This window comes from Pontimicrobium sp. SW4, from assembly GCF_039954625.1.
In the GTDB taxonomy this organism is placed as follows: domain Bacteria; phylum Bacteroidota; class Bacteroidia; order Flavobacteriales; family Flavobacteriaceae; genus Pontimicrobium.
In genome coordinates this window covers 2,648,862-2,668,028 of sequence record NZ_CP157199.1, presented here as the reverse complement: position 1 = coordinate 2,668,028, position 19,167 = coordinate 2,648,862, and the positions used below count along the sequence as shown (strand labels likewise).

At 32.7% G+C, this 19,167-nt stretch carries 14 protein-coding genes; 5 read left to right on the top strand and 9 right to left on the bottom strand.

Annotated elements, in window-relative coordinates:
* The first annotated feature begins 55 nt into the window (after positions 1-55).
* Positions 56-1,033 carry a pyruvate dehydrogenase complex E1 component subunit beta gene (locus tag ABGB03_RS12375; protein ID WP_347922883.1) on the top strand — a complete coding sequence of 326 codons (978 nt, stop codon included), beginning with the start codon at positions 56-58 and terminating at the stop codon, positions 1,031-1,033.
* Positions 1,034-1,099: 66 nt separating this feature from the next.
* Positions 1,100-3,586, top strand: a complete 2,487-nt coding sequence (locus ABGB03_RS12370) for a DUF5686 family protein (protein WP_347922882.1) — start codon at positions 1,100-1,102, stop codon at positions 3,584-3,586.
* A gap of 130 nt (positions 3,587-3,716) precedes the next feature.
* On the opposite strand, the gene ABGB03_RS12365 is transcribed toward ABGB03_RS12370, so the two are convergent.
* From ABGB03_RS12365 to ABGB03_RS12350, 4 genes are all read right to left on the bottom strand, one after another.
* Positions 3,717-4,271 (bottom strand): DinB family protein, encoded by a 555-nt coding sequence (locus ABGB03_RS12365; RefSeq protein ID WP_347922881.1) that lies wholly within the window; start codon positions 4,269-4,271, stop codon positions 3,717-3,719.
* A 56-nt stretch (positions 4,272-4,327) separates the two neighbouring features.
* The gene (locus ABGB03_RS12360; RefSeq protein ID WP_347922880.1) at positions 4,328-4,864 is read right to left on the bottom strand and encodes a Crp/Fnr family transcriptional regulator; all 537 of its coding nucleotides are present in this window, start codon (positions 4,862-4,864) and stop codon (positions 4,328-4,330) included.
* A 98-nt stretch (positions 4,865-4,962) separates the two neighbouring features.
* Positions 4,963-6,126, bottom strand: a complete 1,164-nt coding sequence (locus ABGB03_RS12355) for a TlpA disulfide reductase family protein (protein ID WP_347922879.1) — start codon at positions 6,124-6,126, stop codon at positions 4,963-4,965.
* Positions 6,127-6,129: 3 nt separating this feature from the next.
* Positions 6,130-8,325, bottom strand: a complete 2,196-nt coding sequence (locus ABGB03_RS12350; protein ID WP_347922878.1) for an acylase — start codon at positions 8,323-8,325, stop codon at positions 6,130-6,132.
* 162 nt (positions 8,326-8,487) lie between these two features.
* On the opposite strand from ABGB03_RS12350, the gene ABGB03_RS12345 reads away from it, so the two are divergent.
* The 3 genes from ABGB03_RS12345 (at position 8,488) to ABGB03_RS12335 (ending at position 12,771) form a co-directional block, all read left to right on the top strand.
* Entirely contained in the window at positions 8,488-9,015 is a 528-nt protein-coding gene (locus ABGB03_RS12345) for an inorganic diphosphatase (protein WP_347922877.1), read from the top strand.
* Positions 9,016-9,126: 111 nt separating this feature from the next.
* The gene (locus tag ABGB03_RS12340; protein WP_347922876.1) at positions 9,127-11,595 is read left to right on the top strand and encodes a sodium-translocating pyrophosphatase; all 2,469 of its coding nucleotides are present in this window, start codon (positions 9,127-9,129) and stop codon (positions 11,593-11,595) included.
* 87 nt (positions 11,596-11,682) lie between these two features.
* Positions 11,683-12,771 (top strand): alkaline phosphatase family protein, encoded by a 1,089-nt coding sequence (locus tag ABGB03_RS12335; RefSeq protein ID WP_347922875.1) that lies wholly within the window; start codon positions 11,683-11,685, stop codon positions 12,769-12,771.
* Positions 12,772-12,821: 50 nt separating this feature from the next.
* Here the strand turns inward: ABGB03_RS12335 and ABGB03_RS12330 are convergent, their stop codons facing one another.
* The 5 genes from ABGB03_RS12330 to ABGB03_RS12310 form a co-directional block, all read right to left on the bottom strand.
* A complete protein-coding gene (locus ABGB03_RS12330) occupies positions 12,822-15,344 on the bottom strand; it encodes a DPP IV N-terminal domain-containing protein (protein ID WP_347922874.1) in 2,523 nt (840 codons plus the stop codon).
* An 83-nt stretch (positions 15,345-15,427) separates the two neighbouring features.
* On the bottom strand, positions 15,428-16,042 hold the full coding sequence (locus ABGB03_RS12325) for a deoxynucleoside kinase (protein ID WP_347922873.1): 615 nt from the start codon (positions 16,040-16,042) through the stop codon (positions 15,428-15,430).
* A gap of 3 nt (positions 16,043-16,045) precedes the next feature.
* Positions 16,046-16,840, bottom strand: a complete 795-nt coding sequence (locus ABGB03_RS12320; RefSeq protein ID WP_347922872.1) for a hypothetical protein — start codon at positions 16,838-16,840, stop codon at positions 16,046-16,048.
* A gap of 34 nt (positions 16,841-16,874) precedes the next feature.
* Complete coding sequence (locus ABGB03_RS12315; RefSeq protein ID WP_347922871.1) at positions 16,875-17,561, bottom strand: response regulator transcription factor; 687 nt, start codon at positions 17,559-17,561, stop codon at positions 16,875-16,877.
* On the bottom strand, positions 17,554-19,053 hold the full coding sequence (locus tag ABGB03_RS12310; protein ID WP_347922870.1) for a HAMP domain-containing sensor histidine kinase: 1,500 nt from the start codon (positions 19,051-19,053) through the stop codon (positions 17,554-17,556). Before ABGB03_RS12310 ends, ABGB03_RS12315 begins: the two co-directional genes overlap by 8 nt.
* Positions 19,054-19,167 lie beyond the last annotated feature (114 nt).

The following is a 19,167-nucleotide window of genomic DNA, read 5'->3' as shown; positions in this document are numbered from 1 at the left end:
TCGCTTATAATTTTCTAATTATTGTTATTTTTGCTGTTCGATTAAAACTTGATAAATGAAAACAATTCAGTTTAGAGAAGCCGTTTGTGAGGCAATGAGTGAAGAGATGCGTAGAGACGAAAGTATCTACTTAATGGGAGAAGAAGTGGCAGAATATAATGGTGCTTACAAAGCTTCAAAAGGGATGTTAGATGAATTCGGACCTAAACGTGTTATAGATACTCCAATTGCGGAGTTAGGTTTTTCAGGAATAGCTGTAGGGTCGACAATGACAGGAAATAGACCAATTGTTGAGTTTATGACTTTTAACTTTGCATTAGTTGGAATAGACCAAATTATAAATAACGCAGCAAAGATTAGACAAATGTCTGGAGGACAATTTAAATGTCCAATTGTGTTTAGAGGCCCAACAGGTTCTGCAGGTCAGTTAGCAGCAACACATTCTCAGGCTTTTGAAAGTTGGTATGCTAATACTCCTGGATTAAAAGTTATTGTACCTTCAAATCCATATGATGCTAAAGGATTGCTTAAGGCTGCTATTAGAGATGACGATCCAGTTATTTTTATGGAAAGTGAGCAAATGTATGGAGATAAAGGAGAAGTGCCAGAAGGCGAATATATTTTGCCAATTGGAGTAGCTGAAGTAAAGAGAGAAGGTACAGATGTGACTGTAGTATCTTTTGGAAAGATTATTAAAGAAGCTTTTAAGGCTGCAGATGAACTTGAAAAAGAAGGAGTTTCTTGTGAAGTTATTGATTTACGAACAGTTCGTCCTTTAGATATCAATACAATTTTAGATTCGGTTAAAAAAACTAACCGATTAGTTATTTTAGAAGAAGCGTGGCCTTTTGGTAATGTGTCCACAGAAATTACTTATCAAGTGCAAGAAAAAGCATTTGATTATTTAGATGCACCAATTCAAAAAATAAATACTGCAGATACGCCTGCGCCATATTCACCAGTGTTATTGGAAGAATGGTTGCCAAATAGTAACGATGTGGTAAAAGCAGTTAAAAAGGTGCTTTACAAATAAAATAAAACAATATTTTTACGTTATAAAGCTTCATTAGCACGATTGTTGATGAAGTTTTTTCTTATTATGAAATATAGATTAGTAGTACTTCTTTTTTTATTCGGAATATATTCTGGATTCACCCAAACAAAAGTTAGTGGTCACGTGCTTGATGAGAACAATGAACCTGTGTCTTTTGCTAATGTTATTTTTAAAAACTCATCTGAGGGAACGATTACTAACGAGAACGGAAGATTTTATTTAGAATCTGATGGGACTTGGGAAACGATTGTTGTTTCATTTATTGGGTATAAAACTTTAGAGTTAAATCTCGACAAAAAAGTAAGTTTCGATTTAAAAATCATCTTAAAAGAAGAGACAGCGCAACTAGATGCTGTTGTTTTGATTTCGGGGAAACAACCAAAAAAGAATAATCCTGCCATTGATATTTTACGAAAAATTTGGGAACATAAACGAAAAAATGGACTTAAACAGTTTAAACAATACGAATACGACAAATACGAAAAAGTAGAATTCGATATCAATACCATAGATAGTACACTTATAAAAAGCAAACTGTTTAGAGGGATGGAATTTGTGTTTGATCAAGTAGATACATCTAGCGTTACTGGTAAAACGTATTTGCCAATGTTTATTAATGAGGCTGTTTCTAAAGTTTATGGAGATAACACGATCAATAAAGAAAAAGAGGTTTTAGAAGGAAACAAAAATTCAGGATTTAGTGATAATCAAGTTATTATTGATTTTGTGGATGATTTGTATTCCGATTTTAATATCTACGATAATTACTTAAAGTTTTTCGACAAGAGTTTCGTAAGTCCTTTGTCTAGAACAGGAATACAAACTTATAACTATGTACTATCTGATAGTGCTTTTATAGATAATAAATGGTGCTATAATATTATTTATTACCCAAGACGTAAAAATGAGTTAACATTTAAAGGAGATTTCTGGGTAAACGATTCCACGTATGCGATAAAAGAAATAAATCTGCAAGCCACCAAAAGCGCCAATATAAACTGGGTAAAAGAAATTTATATAGAGCAAGAATTTGAAGTGCTTAACGACTCCTTGTTTTTGGTAAAACGCGATTATATGTTGTCTGATTTCGCGTTTAATAAAAAAGAGAAATCACGAGGTATCTACGGTAAGCGAACTACTTTATTTAATAATTATATGTTCGACGTTAAAAAGGATAAAAAATTCTATGACGAAGAAGTATATTATTACGACAAGGATGTTTATGATCGAGGCGATGAATTTTGGAACGCCAACCGTTTAGAGGAGCTTAGTAAAGATGAAATAGGTGTCTATAAAATGCTTGATACCTTAAAAACAGTCAAAAAATTTAAACGATTGTATAATTTGGGAAGTATCTTGACCTCAGGTTATATAGAGTTTAATAGCCTGCCATTAGATTATGGTCCCATTTTCTCAACCTTTGGATTTAATGAGGTTGAAGGGATGCGTTTACGAACTGGTGTTCGAACTTACTTTGGAAAAAATGATATTTGGCGTTTAGAAGGGTTTTTAGCCTACGGATTTAGGGATGATAAGTTTAAATATGGTATTTCAGGGAAATGGCTAATTGATAAGAAGAATAGACTTATTATTTCGGGAGGAAAACGACGTGACGTAGAACAAATAGGAGCTAGTTTAACCACGTCAACAGATGTGTTAGGACGAAGTTTAGCATCCTCCTCGGTTGTAGGAACAGGAAGTAACGATAAACTAACATCCATTAACTTAACAAGTGCCGCCATCGAAATGGAGCCTTGGCGAAACTTGGTGATGCGACTTGGTGGAAATTACCGAACGTTAGAATCGGCATCACCTACCTTTAGTTTAGATTACAATACAGCTGATGGTGTAGCTTCGAAGATTGAACAGTTTGAAACTACCTTTTCTATGTCCTATTTTCCAGGAAGAAAAAAGACGGGTTTTGGTGTAGAACGGTATGATGCTAATGATGATTATGCACGTTTGTTTGCTCAAATTAGTTTAGGAAACAAAAATATGTTTAATAGTGATTTTGATTACACGAAGTTACAGTTTTCATATTTACAACCATGGCAAATAGGAGGTTTTGGACGTTTAACTACTACCATTGAAGCTGGGAAAACTATTGGCGATGTACCGCTTGGGTTATTAAGTGTAATTCCAGGAAATCAATCATATTTTTCAATATATAATACTTTTTCGCAGCTCGATTTTTACGAGTTTGTTACAGATACCTATGCATCACTCCATTTAGAGCATAATTTTAATGGTCGTTTCTTTTCTAGAATTCCATTATTACGTAAGTTGAATTTACGCGAAATTATTAGTGTGCGTGGTGTTTGGGGAGAACTATCTGATGGAAATATCGCTTTGAATAGCCCAACCAATATCCCATTAGTAGCGCCTAATAATGAAATTTATTGGGAATACAGCTTAGGTGTAGGTAATATTTTCAAAATCTTCCGTTTAGACTTTAACTTTAGAGGTAATTATCTCGATAATCCAGATGCTAGAAAATTTGGAGTGACTGGAACGTTTGGGTTTCATTTTTAGGAGATTCGTTTAACGGTTAGTGTATGGTTAGTTACGGAAAATCAGTTAGGATTTTCCGACGTTGAGCTAAGTTAATTAATTCGAGTGAATTCCTGCGAAGGAATTCCGTAGTAATTAATTATACACGTTGTTACCTGCTGGCATCTTTTATTGTCTTTTCTGCTTGTTTAATATGTCTTTCATTATGATATATTAGTACTCTAAATGTATCACCTAATCTCAATTTGATAAATGTAGAAATTGAAATTGCCGTTTTAGTTTTGTCTAAATTTACTTTTTTGGATTTATCTAAAAGTTCTATTATCTGATGTTGTTGACCAATGAATTTGTCTAGTGTTTGAATATCTAGATCTGAGTTTAAAGGATTCATAGATTTAAACGTTTTCATTTTGTTTAAATCCTCATTGTAAGCAACTGATTTGCTAAAATATTTACCTAGCCAATTACTTTTAAAAATTTCAGAATGCTCGTATTTAGAAGTTTTTATTTTGTTTGCTATTTCTGGAATATAGAAATCTCCATACCTATTTAGATGTTCAATGCATTCTAATGCACTCCAACTTTCAGAGTCTTGTTTCCAATTTAGAGAATCAAGAGGTTGCTTTTTTAGTAGTTCTACGTTGTTTAAGTTCTTGCGAGTAATTTCTAATAAGTTTTGTAATAATTTTTCAGTTGCTAATGCCATTACATTTATTTTATTACAAATATCAATAGATAATCTTTTAAAAAAATTGATTGAAATTAAGATTTTTTAATTCTTGAAAGTGTTTCAGGTGTCATTCTTAAATACGAAGCGATATATTTATTTGGTATTTCCTGAAATAGCTGAGGACTTCGCTCCAAAACTCTTTTATATCGTTCAATAGGAGATGACGTTAGAATATCTCTTTCCCTTTCCATTTGCTGCAAAACGAAATTTTCTAAAACAGAAAGCCATATTTCTTTATTCTCTGATGATGATTCAATGAAGGGTTTATACTTTTTTTTATTGATGACTTTTACATTAGTTTTTTTTAATGCTTGAATATAGAAGTCTGAAGGTTTTTCATTCAAGAAAGAATCTAGAGAGGCTATTAAGTTGTCCTTATAACCAAATCTTATTGTATGTTCTTCGAATTCATCAACTACAAATATTCTTAAGCTTCCACTTTTTACCAAATAAATATTAGTGTCGATACTTCCTTTTACCTTTAAATATTCATTACGTTCTAATTCGATTTCTCTATCCCAAAGTTGTTGACTGTTTATTTTATCAATTAAATTTGAAATTGGGTTCATATTAGCTTGCAGGTAATGCGATGATATACAACGTTTTAATGTTTTATATCAGTCGTTAAACGAAGTTAGTTGTTTTTTCTTACAAAGTCAAATAGATTTTATTCCAAAAGCCCATCAAGCACTGTAAACGATTCTTCACTATCGCCAACAAAACGATGTAAAATTTTACCTTCTGGGTCTATAATAAACTTGGTTGGGAATCCAGCAACATTAAAATTTAAAACAAAATCGTCATCTCCATTACCATTCATCAAGTGTGTCCAAGTATAGTTGTTTGGTGTTATAAATTTTTCAACTTGCTCTTTAGTGTCTCCTTGATTAATACCAAGAACTACTAACTTGTCTTTATATTTTTCTTGATATTCTTTTACTTTAGGCATTTCGGCAATACATGGTCCACACCACGTTCCCCAAAAATCAATGAGTACATATTTTCCTTTTAAAGAGTCAAACTCAAACGAATCACCAGTAAATGTGCTATTAGTAGTAAAGTTTTCAACTGTTTTTCCAATTAAGGTAGCTTCAATGCCAGCTACACGTTTGGCAACTGCTTTATAAAAAGGATAGTCGTTTAAGTTGTTATCTAGGTTCTTAAAAGCGGTAATAGCTTCGTCATTAGTAACCTGACTACGAATCATCATATCAGATAAATACCAAGCAGCAGCTTCTGAATTTGGATTTGCTAATACAAACTCTTTTTTCAAGGCTACAACTTGTTCATCTATACTATTAATAGAATCTTCAATAACTTTAAATTGAGGATCGTCTTCTTTTAATTTATTTTTTTCTAATAATAAATTAACCGATTTGTTCATTAAAGGAAATATCTTATTATTTATACTTGCTAAATCTTCGTTGCTTTTAGTGCCACTAGGATAAGCGTCTATAAAATCGGTCACTTCACCATTAAAAATAATATGGTCTCCAGGACTTGCCAAAAATGCAAATTGCGACGATTTTGCTGGGTAATAACCACGACCACTTCGTTTAATTGTACGTTCAACATTTGGCCAAAAAATAATATGCTCTGGCTCATCAATTTTTGCAGTATAGGTAAAACTTCCGTTCTCAACAAAAATAGAATCAGATACGCGATTGCCTTCGGCATCTTTGTAACTTCTGCTCATATACTCAGTGTCTAAACCTTTTATGGTTCCAGATACTATAAATGAGTCAGCAGGCACTTTAATTTCTTCTTTACAGCTCTGTGAAAGCATTGCTGCAAAAACTACAACGCTTAATTTTACGATATTCTTTAGCATAATTTATTGTTTTTCTCCTGGTTTATAAGTTTTTGTAGCTCTCTTTTCTACATCTTCTCTGTAATAAGCAATATCTTTAAATTCGCCATCCGCATAGCGTTGCGCTTGGTCATCAAAATGTGGTGAATTCGAATCACTACTCTGTCCACCAGCTAACATGGATTTAGCTTTTACTTTATCACCAAATTCTACAACAGCTACAAAGCTATTTCCGGAAGTTCCATATTGACGCTTAGTATCTTTTCCAAATCGTGTTCCATAGGAGGCTAAAGCTCCCCAAGATCCTGATGCCATACCTACAGCAATACTTGGTTTAGAATCATCAAATTCTTGAAAAATCTTGCCATCGTTTCTTTGGTAACGATTAAACTCTCCCCAAGGTGTTTCCCAAGAACCAAAATCTTTAGTTAATTTTTCTAAAGCGACTTGAAACACTTCTAAACGTTCTTCTGGAGCTGAGATTTTACTCATATAATCAAATCTTCCAAGTGCAGATATTCTTTTATTCCCTGTCATTGTTGGAATTTTTCCTGAGCGATAATAGGCATTCAAATAAAATTGCGCTAATGTCATACTAACTGAGTTTTTGGAAACCTTAAAATCCCAATTCTTTAAAAGCTCTATAGCTGCTTTTGCTTCAGCTGTTTTTACTTCTGAATTTTTAGCTGCCTCTAATAAACCAGTAATTAATAAATTGGCTCCAGGTAAATAGGTGTCGTATGCTAAATCGATTAAAGAGTCTAAAGTTAAATCATCAGCTTCTTGCAATAGAGGTATGGCATGCATGCCTCTAAAATTTTCAGGATAAGAAGTCATGTATTCAGGATAATCTTCTTTTTTCGGACTATACTCTGCCGCACTTGTAAAAGGAGTAGAATTACAATTCTGTATCCAACCATTTGGAGGATTTAAAACTAAAATATTGTCTTTCAAAGGATGTAATCCATTCCAATCGGTTTCAGGATTACTACCATCAACAGGTTTTGTGTAATCAAATTTTTCGTTTCTTTTTGGAATAAAGTTTCCGTGATAATACGCGATAGTTCCATCTGCATCTGCATACACGGTATTGTTTGATGAATTGGTGCGAATATCCATCATTTCGTAAAACTCTTTATGATTAGATTTTTTTGTTCTTGTAAACGATTGCTCTAAAGCTTTTATTGGACTCCACATTAAAGCAGTAGCTACCCATTTGTCGTCATTAGCATGGGTAATTGGACCATGATGAGTTCTATACATCATAAATGTTTTGTCTTTTAATCCATCAGCACTTTTGTAATTTAAAGTGACTTCTATAGAATCTACAGCACGAACTTCATTGCCATATTTATATGATGTTTTACTATCGTCTTTTACAATAGTCTCTTCAAATTCGTCAATAATATCTGTTCCAGTTGAGGTATGCATCCAGCCAGTTTTTTCATTAAAACCTTGGTATACAAAAAATTGTCCCCAAGTTACAGCGCCATAAGCATTTAAGCCTTCTTCGCTCACTACATGTACTTCTCCACGAAAAAAGAATGAGGTATGCGGATTAATAACTAACATGGCATCACCAGATTTTGTTTTATCACCAGAAATGGCAAAACCATTAGAACCACGAGGTTCATCATCTTTCAATCTAATTAAACCATCATTAATGGCTAATACTTCATCATTATCATTATCGTAAAAATCTTTAATTTTTCTAGTAGAAACTCTTTCAATGTCACCACCAATAGAACCTTCGCTAAAATACATTGGCATCCAAGGTTCAAAATGAGTTAATAATTTTGGTTTTACTTCTGGATGTGTTTTAAGATAGTAGTTTACACCATCAGCAAAAGCAACACATAAATCTTTTAACCATTGAGGACTGTTATTGTAATTCTTAATTGCTTCTTCTTTGGTCATGTATAATCTAGCTCGTAAATCACTGTAAATAGAGGCTTCACCTTCTACTTCTGCTAGCCTACCAATAGCCCAAATATAGTTACGCTCAACACGATTAAAATCGTCTTCACATTGCGCATATAATAATCCAAAGACTGCATCGGCATCAGTTTTGCCGTAGATATGTGGTACGCCAAAGTCGTCTCTAATAATTTCGACATTTTCTGCATGTTGTTGCCAACGTTGTTCTTCATCAGTTACAGTTTTTTCATTTTTACAACTGACTAAAATAAAAAGGATAAGAATGGATACTATACGATTCATAATGGTTGGTTTTTTAGTGTTTTAATTATCAAAATAAGCTTTGATTAAGTCTAATTTTTGGAGGAGTAGCAAGTTAGTTTTTTTTTCTTACAAAATCAATGCATATTTTGTTGTTAAAAGTTAAAATGATGTCTACCTTTGCGCTCCCAAAAAATGGTAACTATGAGCAAGAAAAAAGAAGTGACTTTCGATGTGCTAATCGAAATCCCAAAAGGTAGCAGAAACAAATATGAATATGATTTTGTGTTGAACAAGATTCGTTTCGATAGAATGTTGTTTTCATCTATGATGTATCCAGGAGATTATGGGTTTATTCCAGAAACATTAGCGTTAGATGGCGATCCGCTTGACGTATTAGTTTTAGGAACTGAGCCAACATTTCCTATGTGCGTAATGGAAGTTAAACCTATTGGAGTATTCCATATGGCAGACGAAAAAGGACCAGATGAAAAGCTAATTTGTGTACCAATGAACGATCCTATTTGGCATGGTCACAATGATATTGCAGATATTAGTTCACATAGATTAAAAGAAATAGAACATTTCTTTCAAGTGTATAAAGATCTGGAAAAAAAGAAAGTAGATGTTGGTGGTTGGGGAAATGTAGAGGAAGCTATTAGTATTTATAACAAATGTATTGAACGATATGATGAAAGTGAACATAAGAAAAATAGAACGTTCACGATATAATAATGCTTAATATAAAAGCAGTTAAGCCATTCTTTTAAATTAAAGAGTGGCTTTTTTTATCAGCTATATTTTACTATTTTTGGCGCAGTCTAAAAAATAAACAACTAACATATGGAATTATTAGTAAAATTTTTACCAGCATTTGGTGTTTTAGCCTTGATTTTTGTTTTTATAAAAAGCGGTTGGGTTTCAAAACAAGAAGTTGGTGATGCAAAAATGGCGCGTATAGCCAAAAATATTGCCGATGGTGCAATGGCATTTTTAAAAGCTGAATACAAAGTTCTTGCAATTTTTGTGGTTGCAGTAGCAGTGTTATTATTCTTTAAAGGAAGTAATGAAGTAGGCTCAAGTGGAATGGTAGCAGTATCATTTATAGTTGGAGCGATTTGTTCGGCTTTAGCTGGGTTTATTGGAATGAAGGTTGCAACTAAAGCAAATGTTAGAACGACACAAGCTGCACGTACATCTTTAGGAAGAGCCTTAGAAGTGGCATTTGCTGGAGGTTCAGTAATGGGCTTAGGTGTTGTAGGTTTAGGTATTTTAGGATTAAGTGGCTTATTTGTACTTTATCAAAGCATGTGGCCAGGAGCTGAAAATTTAGTAATGGTATTAAATGTGCTTTCAGGGTTTTCATTAGGAGCGTCATCTATTGCTTTATTTGCACGTGTAGGTGGAGGTATTTATACTAAAGCGGCCGATGTAGGTGCTGATTTAGTAGGTAAAGTTGAAGCAGGTATTCCAGAAGATCATCCTTTAAACCCTGCAACAATTGCAGATAATGTTGGAGATAATGTTGGAGATGTTGCTGGAATGGGAGCCGATTTATTTGAATCATATGTTGGGTCAATTATAGGTACTATGGTATTAGGAGCAGTTATCATAACGCCTAGTTTTGATGGCTTAGGAGCTGTATACTTACCATTGGTTCTTGGAGCCGTAGGAATTATAATGTCAATCATAGGAACATTTTTTGTAAAAGTAAAAGATGGTGGAAATCCACAAACAGCATTAAATATTGGTGAATTTGGTTCAGCAGGATTAATGGCTATTGCGACTTACTTTTTAATTCAAGAATTTATTCCAGAAACGTTTAACTTAAATGGCGTTGAGTACACATCTATAGGTGTATTTTTTGCTGTGATTGCTGGTTTAATAGCTGGTTTAGCGGTTGGAAAAATAACAGAGTATTATACAGCTACAGGTAAAAAGCCTGTAATGTCTATTGTAAGGCAATCTGAAACAGGATCTGCTACAAATATTATTGCTGGTTTAGGTGTTGGTATGATGTCTACAGCTATTCCTATTATTTTAATAGCTGCTGCTATTATTGTATCTCATCATTACGCAGGATTATACGGTATTGCAATTGCAGCTGTAGGGATGTTAGCAAACACAGGTATTCAGTTAGCTGTAGATGCTTACGGACCAATTTGTGATAATGCTGGTGGTATTGCTGAAATGGCAGAATTACCAAGTGAAGTACGTGAGCGTACAGATAAATTAGATGCTGTTGGTAATACAACTGCAGCAGTTGGAAAAGGTTTTGCTATTGCTTCGGCAGCGTTAACAGCGTTAGCATTATTTGCCGCTTTTATGCAGACAGCAGGTGTAACTGCAATTGATGTATCTAAACCAAATATTATGGCAGGATTATTAGTTGGAGGTATGTTACCATTTGTTTTTTCTGCATTGTCTATGAATGCAGTTGGTAGAGCAGCTATGGCAATGATTGAAGAAGTTAGACGTCAGTTTAGAGATATTCCTCAATTAAAAGCAGCTTTAGAAGTAATGCGTAAGTATGATAGTGATATGTCTAAAGCATCTGACGCAGATAGAAAAATATTTGATGATGCAGATGGCGTTGCAGATTACGGAAAATGTATTGATATTTCCACAAAAGCGTCAATTAAAGAAATGGTGTTGCCAGGTCTATTGGCAATTGTTGTTCCTGTTGCTGTTGGATTTATTGGAGGAGCAGAAATGCTAGGAGGTCTTCTTGCAGGTGTTACAACTTGTGGAGTACTTATGGCAATCTTCCAATCGAATGCTGGAGGTGCTTGGGATAATGCTAAGAAAACTATTGAAGAAGAAGGTAGAAAAGGAACAGAGGCTCATAAAGCTGCTGTTGTTGGTGATACTGTAGGAGATCCATTTAAAGATACGTCTGGACCATCATTAAATATCTTATTAAAGTTAATGTCTGTAGTAGCATTAGTTATTGCACCAAGTATTGCTTTAACTGGAGACAGTGCTTATGCTGTTGAAGCAAATGAAAAAATTTGGATTGATGAAGATGGAAAAAAACACGTTGTTAAAGGAGATATGGCAATGTTAACTGAAGAAGCTGAAAAAATAGTAAAAGTAAACATCGAAAAGAATGACGATGGTACTGCTAAAGCAACTGTAACAACTAACACCACTAAAGATGGCAAAACAACAACTGAAGATAAAGTATATGAAGGTACTTTAGAAGAGGTTAAGGCACAGTTAGATGCGCTTGAAGATGTTGGGCAAAAGGTAGAAGTGAAGAAGAAGATGATTAAAAAAGTTATCGAAGAAGTAGAAGAAGAGAAAAACTAATACTTCAAACTTCATATTAAATAAAAAACCACGCAATTAGCGTGGTTTTTTATTTATAAATTTGAGGTACATTCTAAAATCGTCAAAATGAAAAGATTTTTTTTAGCACTCTTAATAGTTCTTACAAGTTGTAAATCAACAACGGATCAAGAAATTAGCAATACTAATGAACAACACGTTATCTTGATTACGTTAGATGGATTTAGATGGCAAGAATTGTTTACAGGAATAGATGAAGATTTAATGGTCAATAAAGATTTTTCTAGTGATACTTCAAGGTTAAGGAAGCTTTTCTGGAAAGAGACGCCTCAAGAAAGGCGTAAAGCATTATTACCTTTTATTTGGGAGGCTGTTCCTAAATTAGGTCAAATACATGGTAATAGAATATTGGGTAGTCATGTTAATCTTACCAATTCCTTTTGGTTTTCTTATCCAGGGTATAATGAAATTCTCTCTGGGAATGCTGATGATGATAGAATACAAAGTAATGACAAAATACCAAATCCAAATAGAACTATTTTGGAGATAGCTAATGCAGATGAACGTTACAAAGGTAAAGTTGGTGCTTTTGCAAGTTGGGATGTGTTTCCATATATAATAAACGAAGAGCGTAGTGGAGTGTCTGTAAATGCAGGTTTCGATTTAGCCGAAGGGACTTCTTTAACTAGTAACGAAGCGTATTTAAATAAGCTACAAGAAGCAACACCTAGTCCGTGGAGTACTGTTAGATTAGATGTGTTTACACATCATTTTGCTTTAGAATATCTAAAAAAAGAACATCCAAGCTTGGTATATATTTCTTATGGTGAAACTGATGATTTTGCCCATGATGGAAATTATGATGCTTATCTAAAATCGGCAAATACTACAGACGGATTTATTAAAGAGCTATGGGAGTATACTCAAAATGATCCTATTTATAAAGATAAAACAACCTTTATCATTACTACAGATCATGGACGTGGAACACAACCAATTGAAACGTGGACAGGTCATGGCTCAGATGTAAATGGTGCCGATGAGGTTTGGCTTATTGCTTTTGGAGCAGGTGTTAAGTCTTTAGGAGAAATCACTCAAGATGAACAATTGTATTCTAATCAAATTGCTAGTACAGTTGCTCAATTATTGAAACTGGATTTTGAATCCAATGGCTCACCAATTAACTTGAAGGATTAAATAAAAAACCACGCAATTTGCGTGGTTTTTTGCATAAAAAAATTAAGTTCCTAATCATTTTGAGGGATATCTCTATTCATTTCAATCATATCAACATCTTTAGTCTCAACGCCAAGTAAGTGTTTACTAAAATAATCAACTTGCATCCAAAAGAAATATTCAGTCATATTACCAAAACCGTGACGTTGCCCTGGCATTAGCATAAAATCAAAACGCTTATTGGCTTTTATTAATGCGTTAGCCATTCTTATAGTGCCCCCTGGATGTACATTATTATCAATATCGCCAGTTACTAGTAATAATTTTCCTTTTAGGTTTTTAGCAAGCGACTGGTTTTTATCGATGGCATATTTATATTTAATACTGCCATCAGCTTCCATTTCTTCCTTTATACCATGATGAGTCTCACTCCACCAGCTATTATAAATTGAATTATCATGATTTCCTGCAGAAGATACTGCTACTTTAAAGAAATCAGGATAAACAAGCATTGCAGCTGTAGACATAAAACCACCTCCAGAGTGACCAAAAATACCAACTTTCTCTATATCAATAAATGAGTGTTTATCAGCCAATTGTTCGGCAACATATTTTTTATCGGCTAAACCATAATCTCTTAAATTACCATATCCGTAAGTGTGATACCATTTTGAACGCGCTGGATGACCTCCTCTATTACCTAAAGTAACTACTATAAAGCCAGCTTGAGCTAAACGGTCAGTTCTATTCATTCTAGGAGAAAAAGATTTATTCACTGCTTCTGTTTGCGGCCCAGGATATACATACTCGATTAAAGGATATTTTTTGTTTTCATCAAAATCGAATGGTTTGTACATTACGCCATAAATATCAGTTATACCATCGTCTGCTTTAAACTTAAAAGGTTCTGGAAATTGATATCCAGTAGCCATTAGTTGTGATAAATCGGCTTCTTCTAATTTCATAACCAAGGAACCAGTATTACTTCTTAATTCTGACTTAGGAACTGTATTAACTTTAGAATAGTTGCTCACAAAATACTTGTTAGAATCAGAAACGTCTACACTACTATTAAAATCTCCTGGATTTAAACTTTTAAAGCCTGTTCCGTTTAGGTTGACTTTATATAAATGAGCATAGTATGGGTCTTCATCTTTATTCACACCATTTGCTGTAAAATATACTGTGCGTTCGCTTTCGTCGATGCCTTCAAAAGTGTCAATATGAAATTCGCCACTTGTTATTTGACGTTTCAAGTTTCCATTGGCGTCATATAAATAATAATGTCCCCAACCATCTCTTTCTGACCAGAATAAAATTTCAGACTCATTATTAAATAGCTGAATGCCTTTTCCTCTACTTTCAATATAGGTATTAAAGTGCTCTTCTATTAATGTGGTGACTTCTCCTGTATTAATATCGGCTACATGTATATCAAATCGCTTGCGATCCCTACTGGTGGTATTGAAGTATATTTTCCCTTTTTTAGAAAGTAACAATGCAGGTTTGTGCTTACTGTCATCATTCTTTTTATACCTATGAGAATAAAGACCAACACTTTGTTGTACTGAAGTATCAAGTTTTATTTGAATCATTTCCTTTGTTGGGATATCAAAAATCTCTACGTAAGGCTTATAAAATTCTTGTTCCCCAGCCATGTGGTATTTATAGGTTTCAAGTGTTGGACGATCTTCAGTAGCTGAATTTATCACCCAAAGATCTTTTATGTGTCTTGAATCTGTTTTTTGAATTACAAATTTTTTAGAATCGTGAGACCAATATCCGAAAACACCTTTTCTTTTGTCTTTATTTTTTTCTTTCTCTACATTGTTTTCTCTTCCGCCACCATAGCCAAAGTGTTCAACGCCATCTTTAGTCCATTGGTGTTCCACAATAGTAGAATCTTTTTCATCTTCAACTGCTTTTAAGAAGTTTTCTTTGTCCATCCAATATAAGTTGTGTTTTTTAGAGAACAATACAATAGAACTATCTGGCGCAACATTTGCCCAACGAATACGTTTTTCATCGTCTTTAGAATTATCAATAATGGTTAATCCATTGCCACCTAAACGATACTCTAAGAAATACACCTTTTTTTCCATTTTCGGCTTTTTCTTTTTGGCCTTTTTTATTTTTGTAGAATCTTGCTCGGTGTTTTCCTCTTCCTTTTTATCTTTTTCATCGTCTTTTGCTTCTACTTCTTCAGTAGAAGTTATTCTAAAACGAATAGCCGTTTCATTTTTAACAAACTCGAAATCAAAACGTGGTAAGTGTTGCGCATCATAAGGATCTTTTGTGATTTCGGTTAACCACTTAGCCATTTTAGCATTATCAAACAGTTTAGTTCTTGTGCGTTTGTCTGGGTCTACGATGTAGTAGTTAGAACCTTCGGTAGTTTTGTATTGATACCAAAAACGATTGCCTGTTTTTAACCAATTTGGACGCACAGTTGTTGAGTGTACTAATTTTCCAAGATTGTTTGGCGAATATTTTGCGGCTAATCTATAATTTGGAACGGGTGTTTGTGATTCATCTTGTGCAAAGATGAAAGTTGTGCTTAATATACATATAAGCAAGAATGTAAACTTTCTCATAATTGTTGGTTGGAAATTTATATAAACTTTAGTTTCATTGACTAAAGTAATAAATCTAACCTTTAAAATGAGCGGTGGATATGTTAAAATAAACCGTGAATCTCTGCGTCAATGGTATTAATAATGCTTCCCAAATCTTCTGGATTATCCACAAAGTCTAAATTATCTACATCAATGATAACTAATTTACCTTTATTATAGCCATGAATCCAAGCTTCGTAGCGTTCGTTGAGTCGGCTTAAATAGTCTATGCTTATAGAGTTTTCGTAGTCGCGACCACGTTTATGAATTTGACTTACTAAATTAGGAATTGAACTTCTTAAATAGATTAATAAATCAGGACCTTTTACTAAGGATTCCATAAGTTGAAATAACGACGAATAATTTTCGAAATCACGATTTGTCATTAGACCCATGGCGTGTAAGTTGGGCGCAAAAATATGAGCATCCTCATAAATGGTTCTATCTTGGATAATTTCTTTACCGCTTTGATGAATTTGCAATACTTGGCGAAAACGGCTATTTAAAAAATATACTTGTAGATTAAAGCTCCAACGCTCCATTTGATTATAGAAATCGTCCAAATAAGGGTTGTCAACCACGTCTTCTAATTGAGCTTCCCATTTATAGTGTTTTGCTAGTAATTTTGTAAGCGTAGTTTTTCCTGCGCCTATATTTCCTGCAATTGCAACGTGCATAATTTAATCTTTTATTAGTTGGTATTCATGAAGAAATTCATCGTCGTAAATATACAAGCTTCCATTGGTTACTAAAAACTGTTTTATTAACAATTTTGGAGTGTCAATTGGAATGAGAGCTTGATCATAATTTCTAAAATAAAAAAGACCTTTATCAGATTTTAGCAAAAAATTCTCTTTAAAATCTAGTGTAATATTAGTATAGCCTTTATTCTCAAATTTAAAAATAAGGCTTCCCAAAGAATCATATTTATATAAATAATTTTCTGTAAGCAACCAGCAATAACTATAGTCGCTTTTAAGATCAACAACATTAGATTGAATAGGCAAAGATTTTGCTGTTACTTCACCTGTTTTATAATTATATAACTCTAATTGTTGAGTGTCCTGATTAAAAATCCAAAGTTTATTTCCAAAACTTGTAGTAACATGTGTTATGTTTTTGTAAGGCTTTATAGTGTTGAAATTAACTTTATCCATTTCTGCTAAACGGTTATCTAAAACCACAACAGTATTAAAGTTTTTGTAAAACAACTTGGTTTTTGATGGACTAAAAGCGTCTATAGATGTTATTTCGTCTAATTGTAGGTTGCTGTAATTATAAATAATATTCTCATTTAGTTTTACAAACAACGTGTTATTATCAATATACTTTATAGATTCATAACGATTACTCTTAATAACAGAAGCAATAATTTTTGCTTTTAGCTCAGTTTTTTTTATAAATAAAGTTTTATAAGTTTCTTGAGAGAATATAGATATTGAAATAAAAAAGAAAAGAAAAGGTATGTGTTTCATAGTATTTGGAAAAATACAAAAATCAAACCACTTTTTAGCATATTAATTTATAGCCAAAACCACGAATATTTACAATTTGAATAGTCTCATCTTGTTTTAACTTTTTGCGAAGCTTAGTTATAAAAACGTCCATGCTCCTTGCAGAAAAGAAATCGTCGGTTCCCCAAAGTTTATTTAATATTAGTGAGCGATCTAACACTTCGTTTTTGTTTTTTATCAAATGATATAATAGATGTGCTTCACGATGGGTGAGCTGTACTTTTTCGGAGTTTTTAAAAGTAATGTGTTGCTTAGGAAAGTTAAACGTATATGCACCAATTTCTAAGACATCAGCAGTTTTTTGCAATTGTGTTCTGTTTAGTAAATTATTAATTCTAACAATAAGCTCTTCAATGCTAAACGGTTTTTTTAAGTAGTCATTGCCTCCAATATTAAAGCCTTCAACAACATCTTCAGTTTGAGATTTTGCGGTTAAAAAAATAATAGGAATAGTATCGTCTTCTAAACGGATTTCTTTTGCTAACGTAAAGCCATCTTTTTTTGGCATCATTACGTCAAGTACTAATAGCTCTGGACTGTTTTGTTTGTAAACTTGATAAGCTTTTTCTCCATTTTCGCAGAGCAATACGTGAAAGTTTCTGGTTTCTAAACTCTCTTTAATTATTTGACCTAAAGCTGGTTCGTCTTCAGCGAGTAATATGGTGTTTTTCAATTTATCCATTTGGAACAGAAATTTTAAAAGTTGTCCATTTGTTTTCAAGATTCAAATGAATTGCACCGTCATGTTTTTCAATAATTTTTTTGGCATAATACAGGCCAATTCCAAAACCCTTTACATCATGTGTGTTTCCTCTAGGTATGCGATAAAATTTTTCAAAAATTGTATCCTTATTTTCTTTAGTTAACGTTTTTCCATCATCAGAAATAGTTACAGTAAAACCAATTGTGTTTTGATCAAGGTAAATTTTTATGTTTTCCCCACCATATTTTATAGCGTTATCTATTACATTGTTTATAGCATTTTCAAAATGAAAAGCGTCAATGTTTGCATGGATATCATTTTCAGGATGATTATATGTTAATGATTTTTCTTCTAACTCTAAAGTGTGTTTATTTACAAGGTTTTGTAATAAATGAGTAACATTGCTTTGTTCTTTTTTTAATTGAAGATTTTCGCTATCTAATGAGGCCGTTTCAAGAAGCTTTTCAACCATAATATTCAATTTACTCAATTGAGTATTAGACATGTCTATGTAGCTCTTGGTTTTTTCTTTATCATTAATCACATTAAAATTCTTAATGCTTTCAAGTGCAACACCAATGGTTGCAATTGGTGTTTTAAACTCATGTGTTATATTACTAATAAAGTCGTTTTTTACTTCAGCAATCTTTTTCTGATGTTTTATAATTTTAAGCAGGTAAAACAAACAACTTATAACTATTAATGCTAATAATGTAGATAGTAAAATCCCAGTGAGAATGCGTTTTAATATTTCTTTTGTAGAATTAGAAAACCCAACAAAAAGACTATTGTGAGGTGGTAAAAAAGGAGATTTGGAAAATGTATATAATTCGGAAGCGTTTATTAGTTTAGATTGTAATGAATCAATACCTATATGAGACTGATTATTGTTTAACGTATATTTAATGTCAAGATTTTTAGTTAAAATTTCCTCATTAAAAATCGAATCAATTTCTTTAAGCTGTAATGAGTCGCTAGTCATTGAAATAATAACTTTAGAAGTGAGCATTTCAAAATCCTTTGTAATAATAGAATCTTTTAAGTATAAACTGTCATATCTAATTTTTCTCTTTTTCCAATAAGCTTTATTGTTAATTGATTTAAATATCGAATCTCTTTGAACATCACCAAAAATTGTAATGCCATCCCCAATTTCAAAATCAATAGAATCAATTCCTTTAAAACTTGACTTAGCAATATCTAGATAATGAATTAAGCTATCAACTCCTTTATTCTTAAATAATAAATCGTCATTAGAAGCTGTTTTAAAGGCAAAACTGATGGTTTGCTCTTTAGCTAAATTTGTATAATACTTTTCTACAGCATTATCTAAACTAACTTGAACATCATTAACTAATTGTTGCTTATTGACTTCGTAATTTTTATAGTTCCAATATACTTGAATGCTTATTGTACCAATAATTACGGCAATAATAATATATAGTATTAGTCTATATCTAGCGTCGTTCATAATTCAAAAGTAAACGTTAAAAGCATATTAAACCAATCGCTTAACACACGTTAACACTAGTTAACGGTGAAATTGTAAATTGTAAATCATATTTGTAATGTTAAATTATTAATC

Bases quoted from the DNA above. Each gene is read 5' to 3' on its own strand.
- ABGB03_RS12375 (WP_347922883.1), top strand. From the start codon at position 56: ATGAAAACAATTCAGTTTAGAGAAGCCGTTTGTGAGGCAATGAGTGAA.
- ABGB03_RS12370 (WP_347922882.1), top strand. From the start codon at position 1,100: ATGAAATATAGATTAGTAGTACTTCTTTTTTTATTCGGAATATATTCT.
- ABGB03_RS12365 (WP_347922881.1), bottom strand. From the start codon at position 4,271: ATGGCATTAGCAACTGAAAAATTATTACAAAACTTATTAGAAATTACT.
- ABGB03_RS12360 (WP_347922880.1), bottom strand. From the start codon at position 4,864: ATGAACCCAATTTCAAATTTAATTGATAAAATAAACAGTCAACAACTT.
- ABGB03_RS12355 (WP_347922879.1), bottom strand. From the start codon at position 6,126: ATGCTAAAGAATATCGTAAAATTAAGCGTTGTAGTTTTTGCAGCAATG.
- ABGB03_RS12350 (WP_347922878.1), bottom strand. From the start codon at position 8,325: ATGAATCGTATAGTATCCATTCTTATCCTTTTTATTTTAGTCAGTTGT.
- ABGB03_RS12345 (WP_347922877.1), top strand. From the start codon at position 8,488: ATGAGCAAGAAAAAAGAAGTGACTTTCGATGTGCTAATCGAAATCCCA.
- ABGB03_RS12340 (WP_347922876.1), top strand. From the start codon at position 9,127: ATGGAATTATTAGTAAAATTTTTACCAGCATTTGGTGTTTTAGCCTTG.
- ABGB03_RS12335 (WP_347922875.1), top strand. From the start codon at position 11,683: ATGAAAAGATTTTTTTTAGCACTCTTAATAGTTCTTACAAGTTGTAAA.
- ABGB03_RS12330 (WP_347922874.1), bottom strand. From the start codon at position 15,344: ATGAGAAAGTTTACATTCTTGCTTATATGTATATTAAGCACAACTTTC.
- ABGB03_RS12325 (WP_347922873.1), bottom strand. From the start codon at position 16,042: ATGCACGTTGCAATTGCAGGAAATATAGGCGCAGGAAAAACTACGCTT.
- ABGB03_RS12320 (WP_347922872.1), bottom strand. From the start codon at position 16,840: ATGAAACACATACCTTTTCTTTTCTTTTTTATTTCAATATCTATATTC.
- ABGB03_RS12315 (WP_347922871.1), bottom strand. From the start codon at position 17,561: ATGGATAAATTGAAAAACACCATATTACTCGCTGAAGACGAACCAGCT.
- ABGB03_RS12310 (WP_347922870.1), bottom strand. From the start codon at position 19,053: ATGAACGACGCTAGATATAGACTAATACTATATATTATTATTGCCGTA.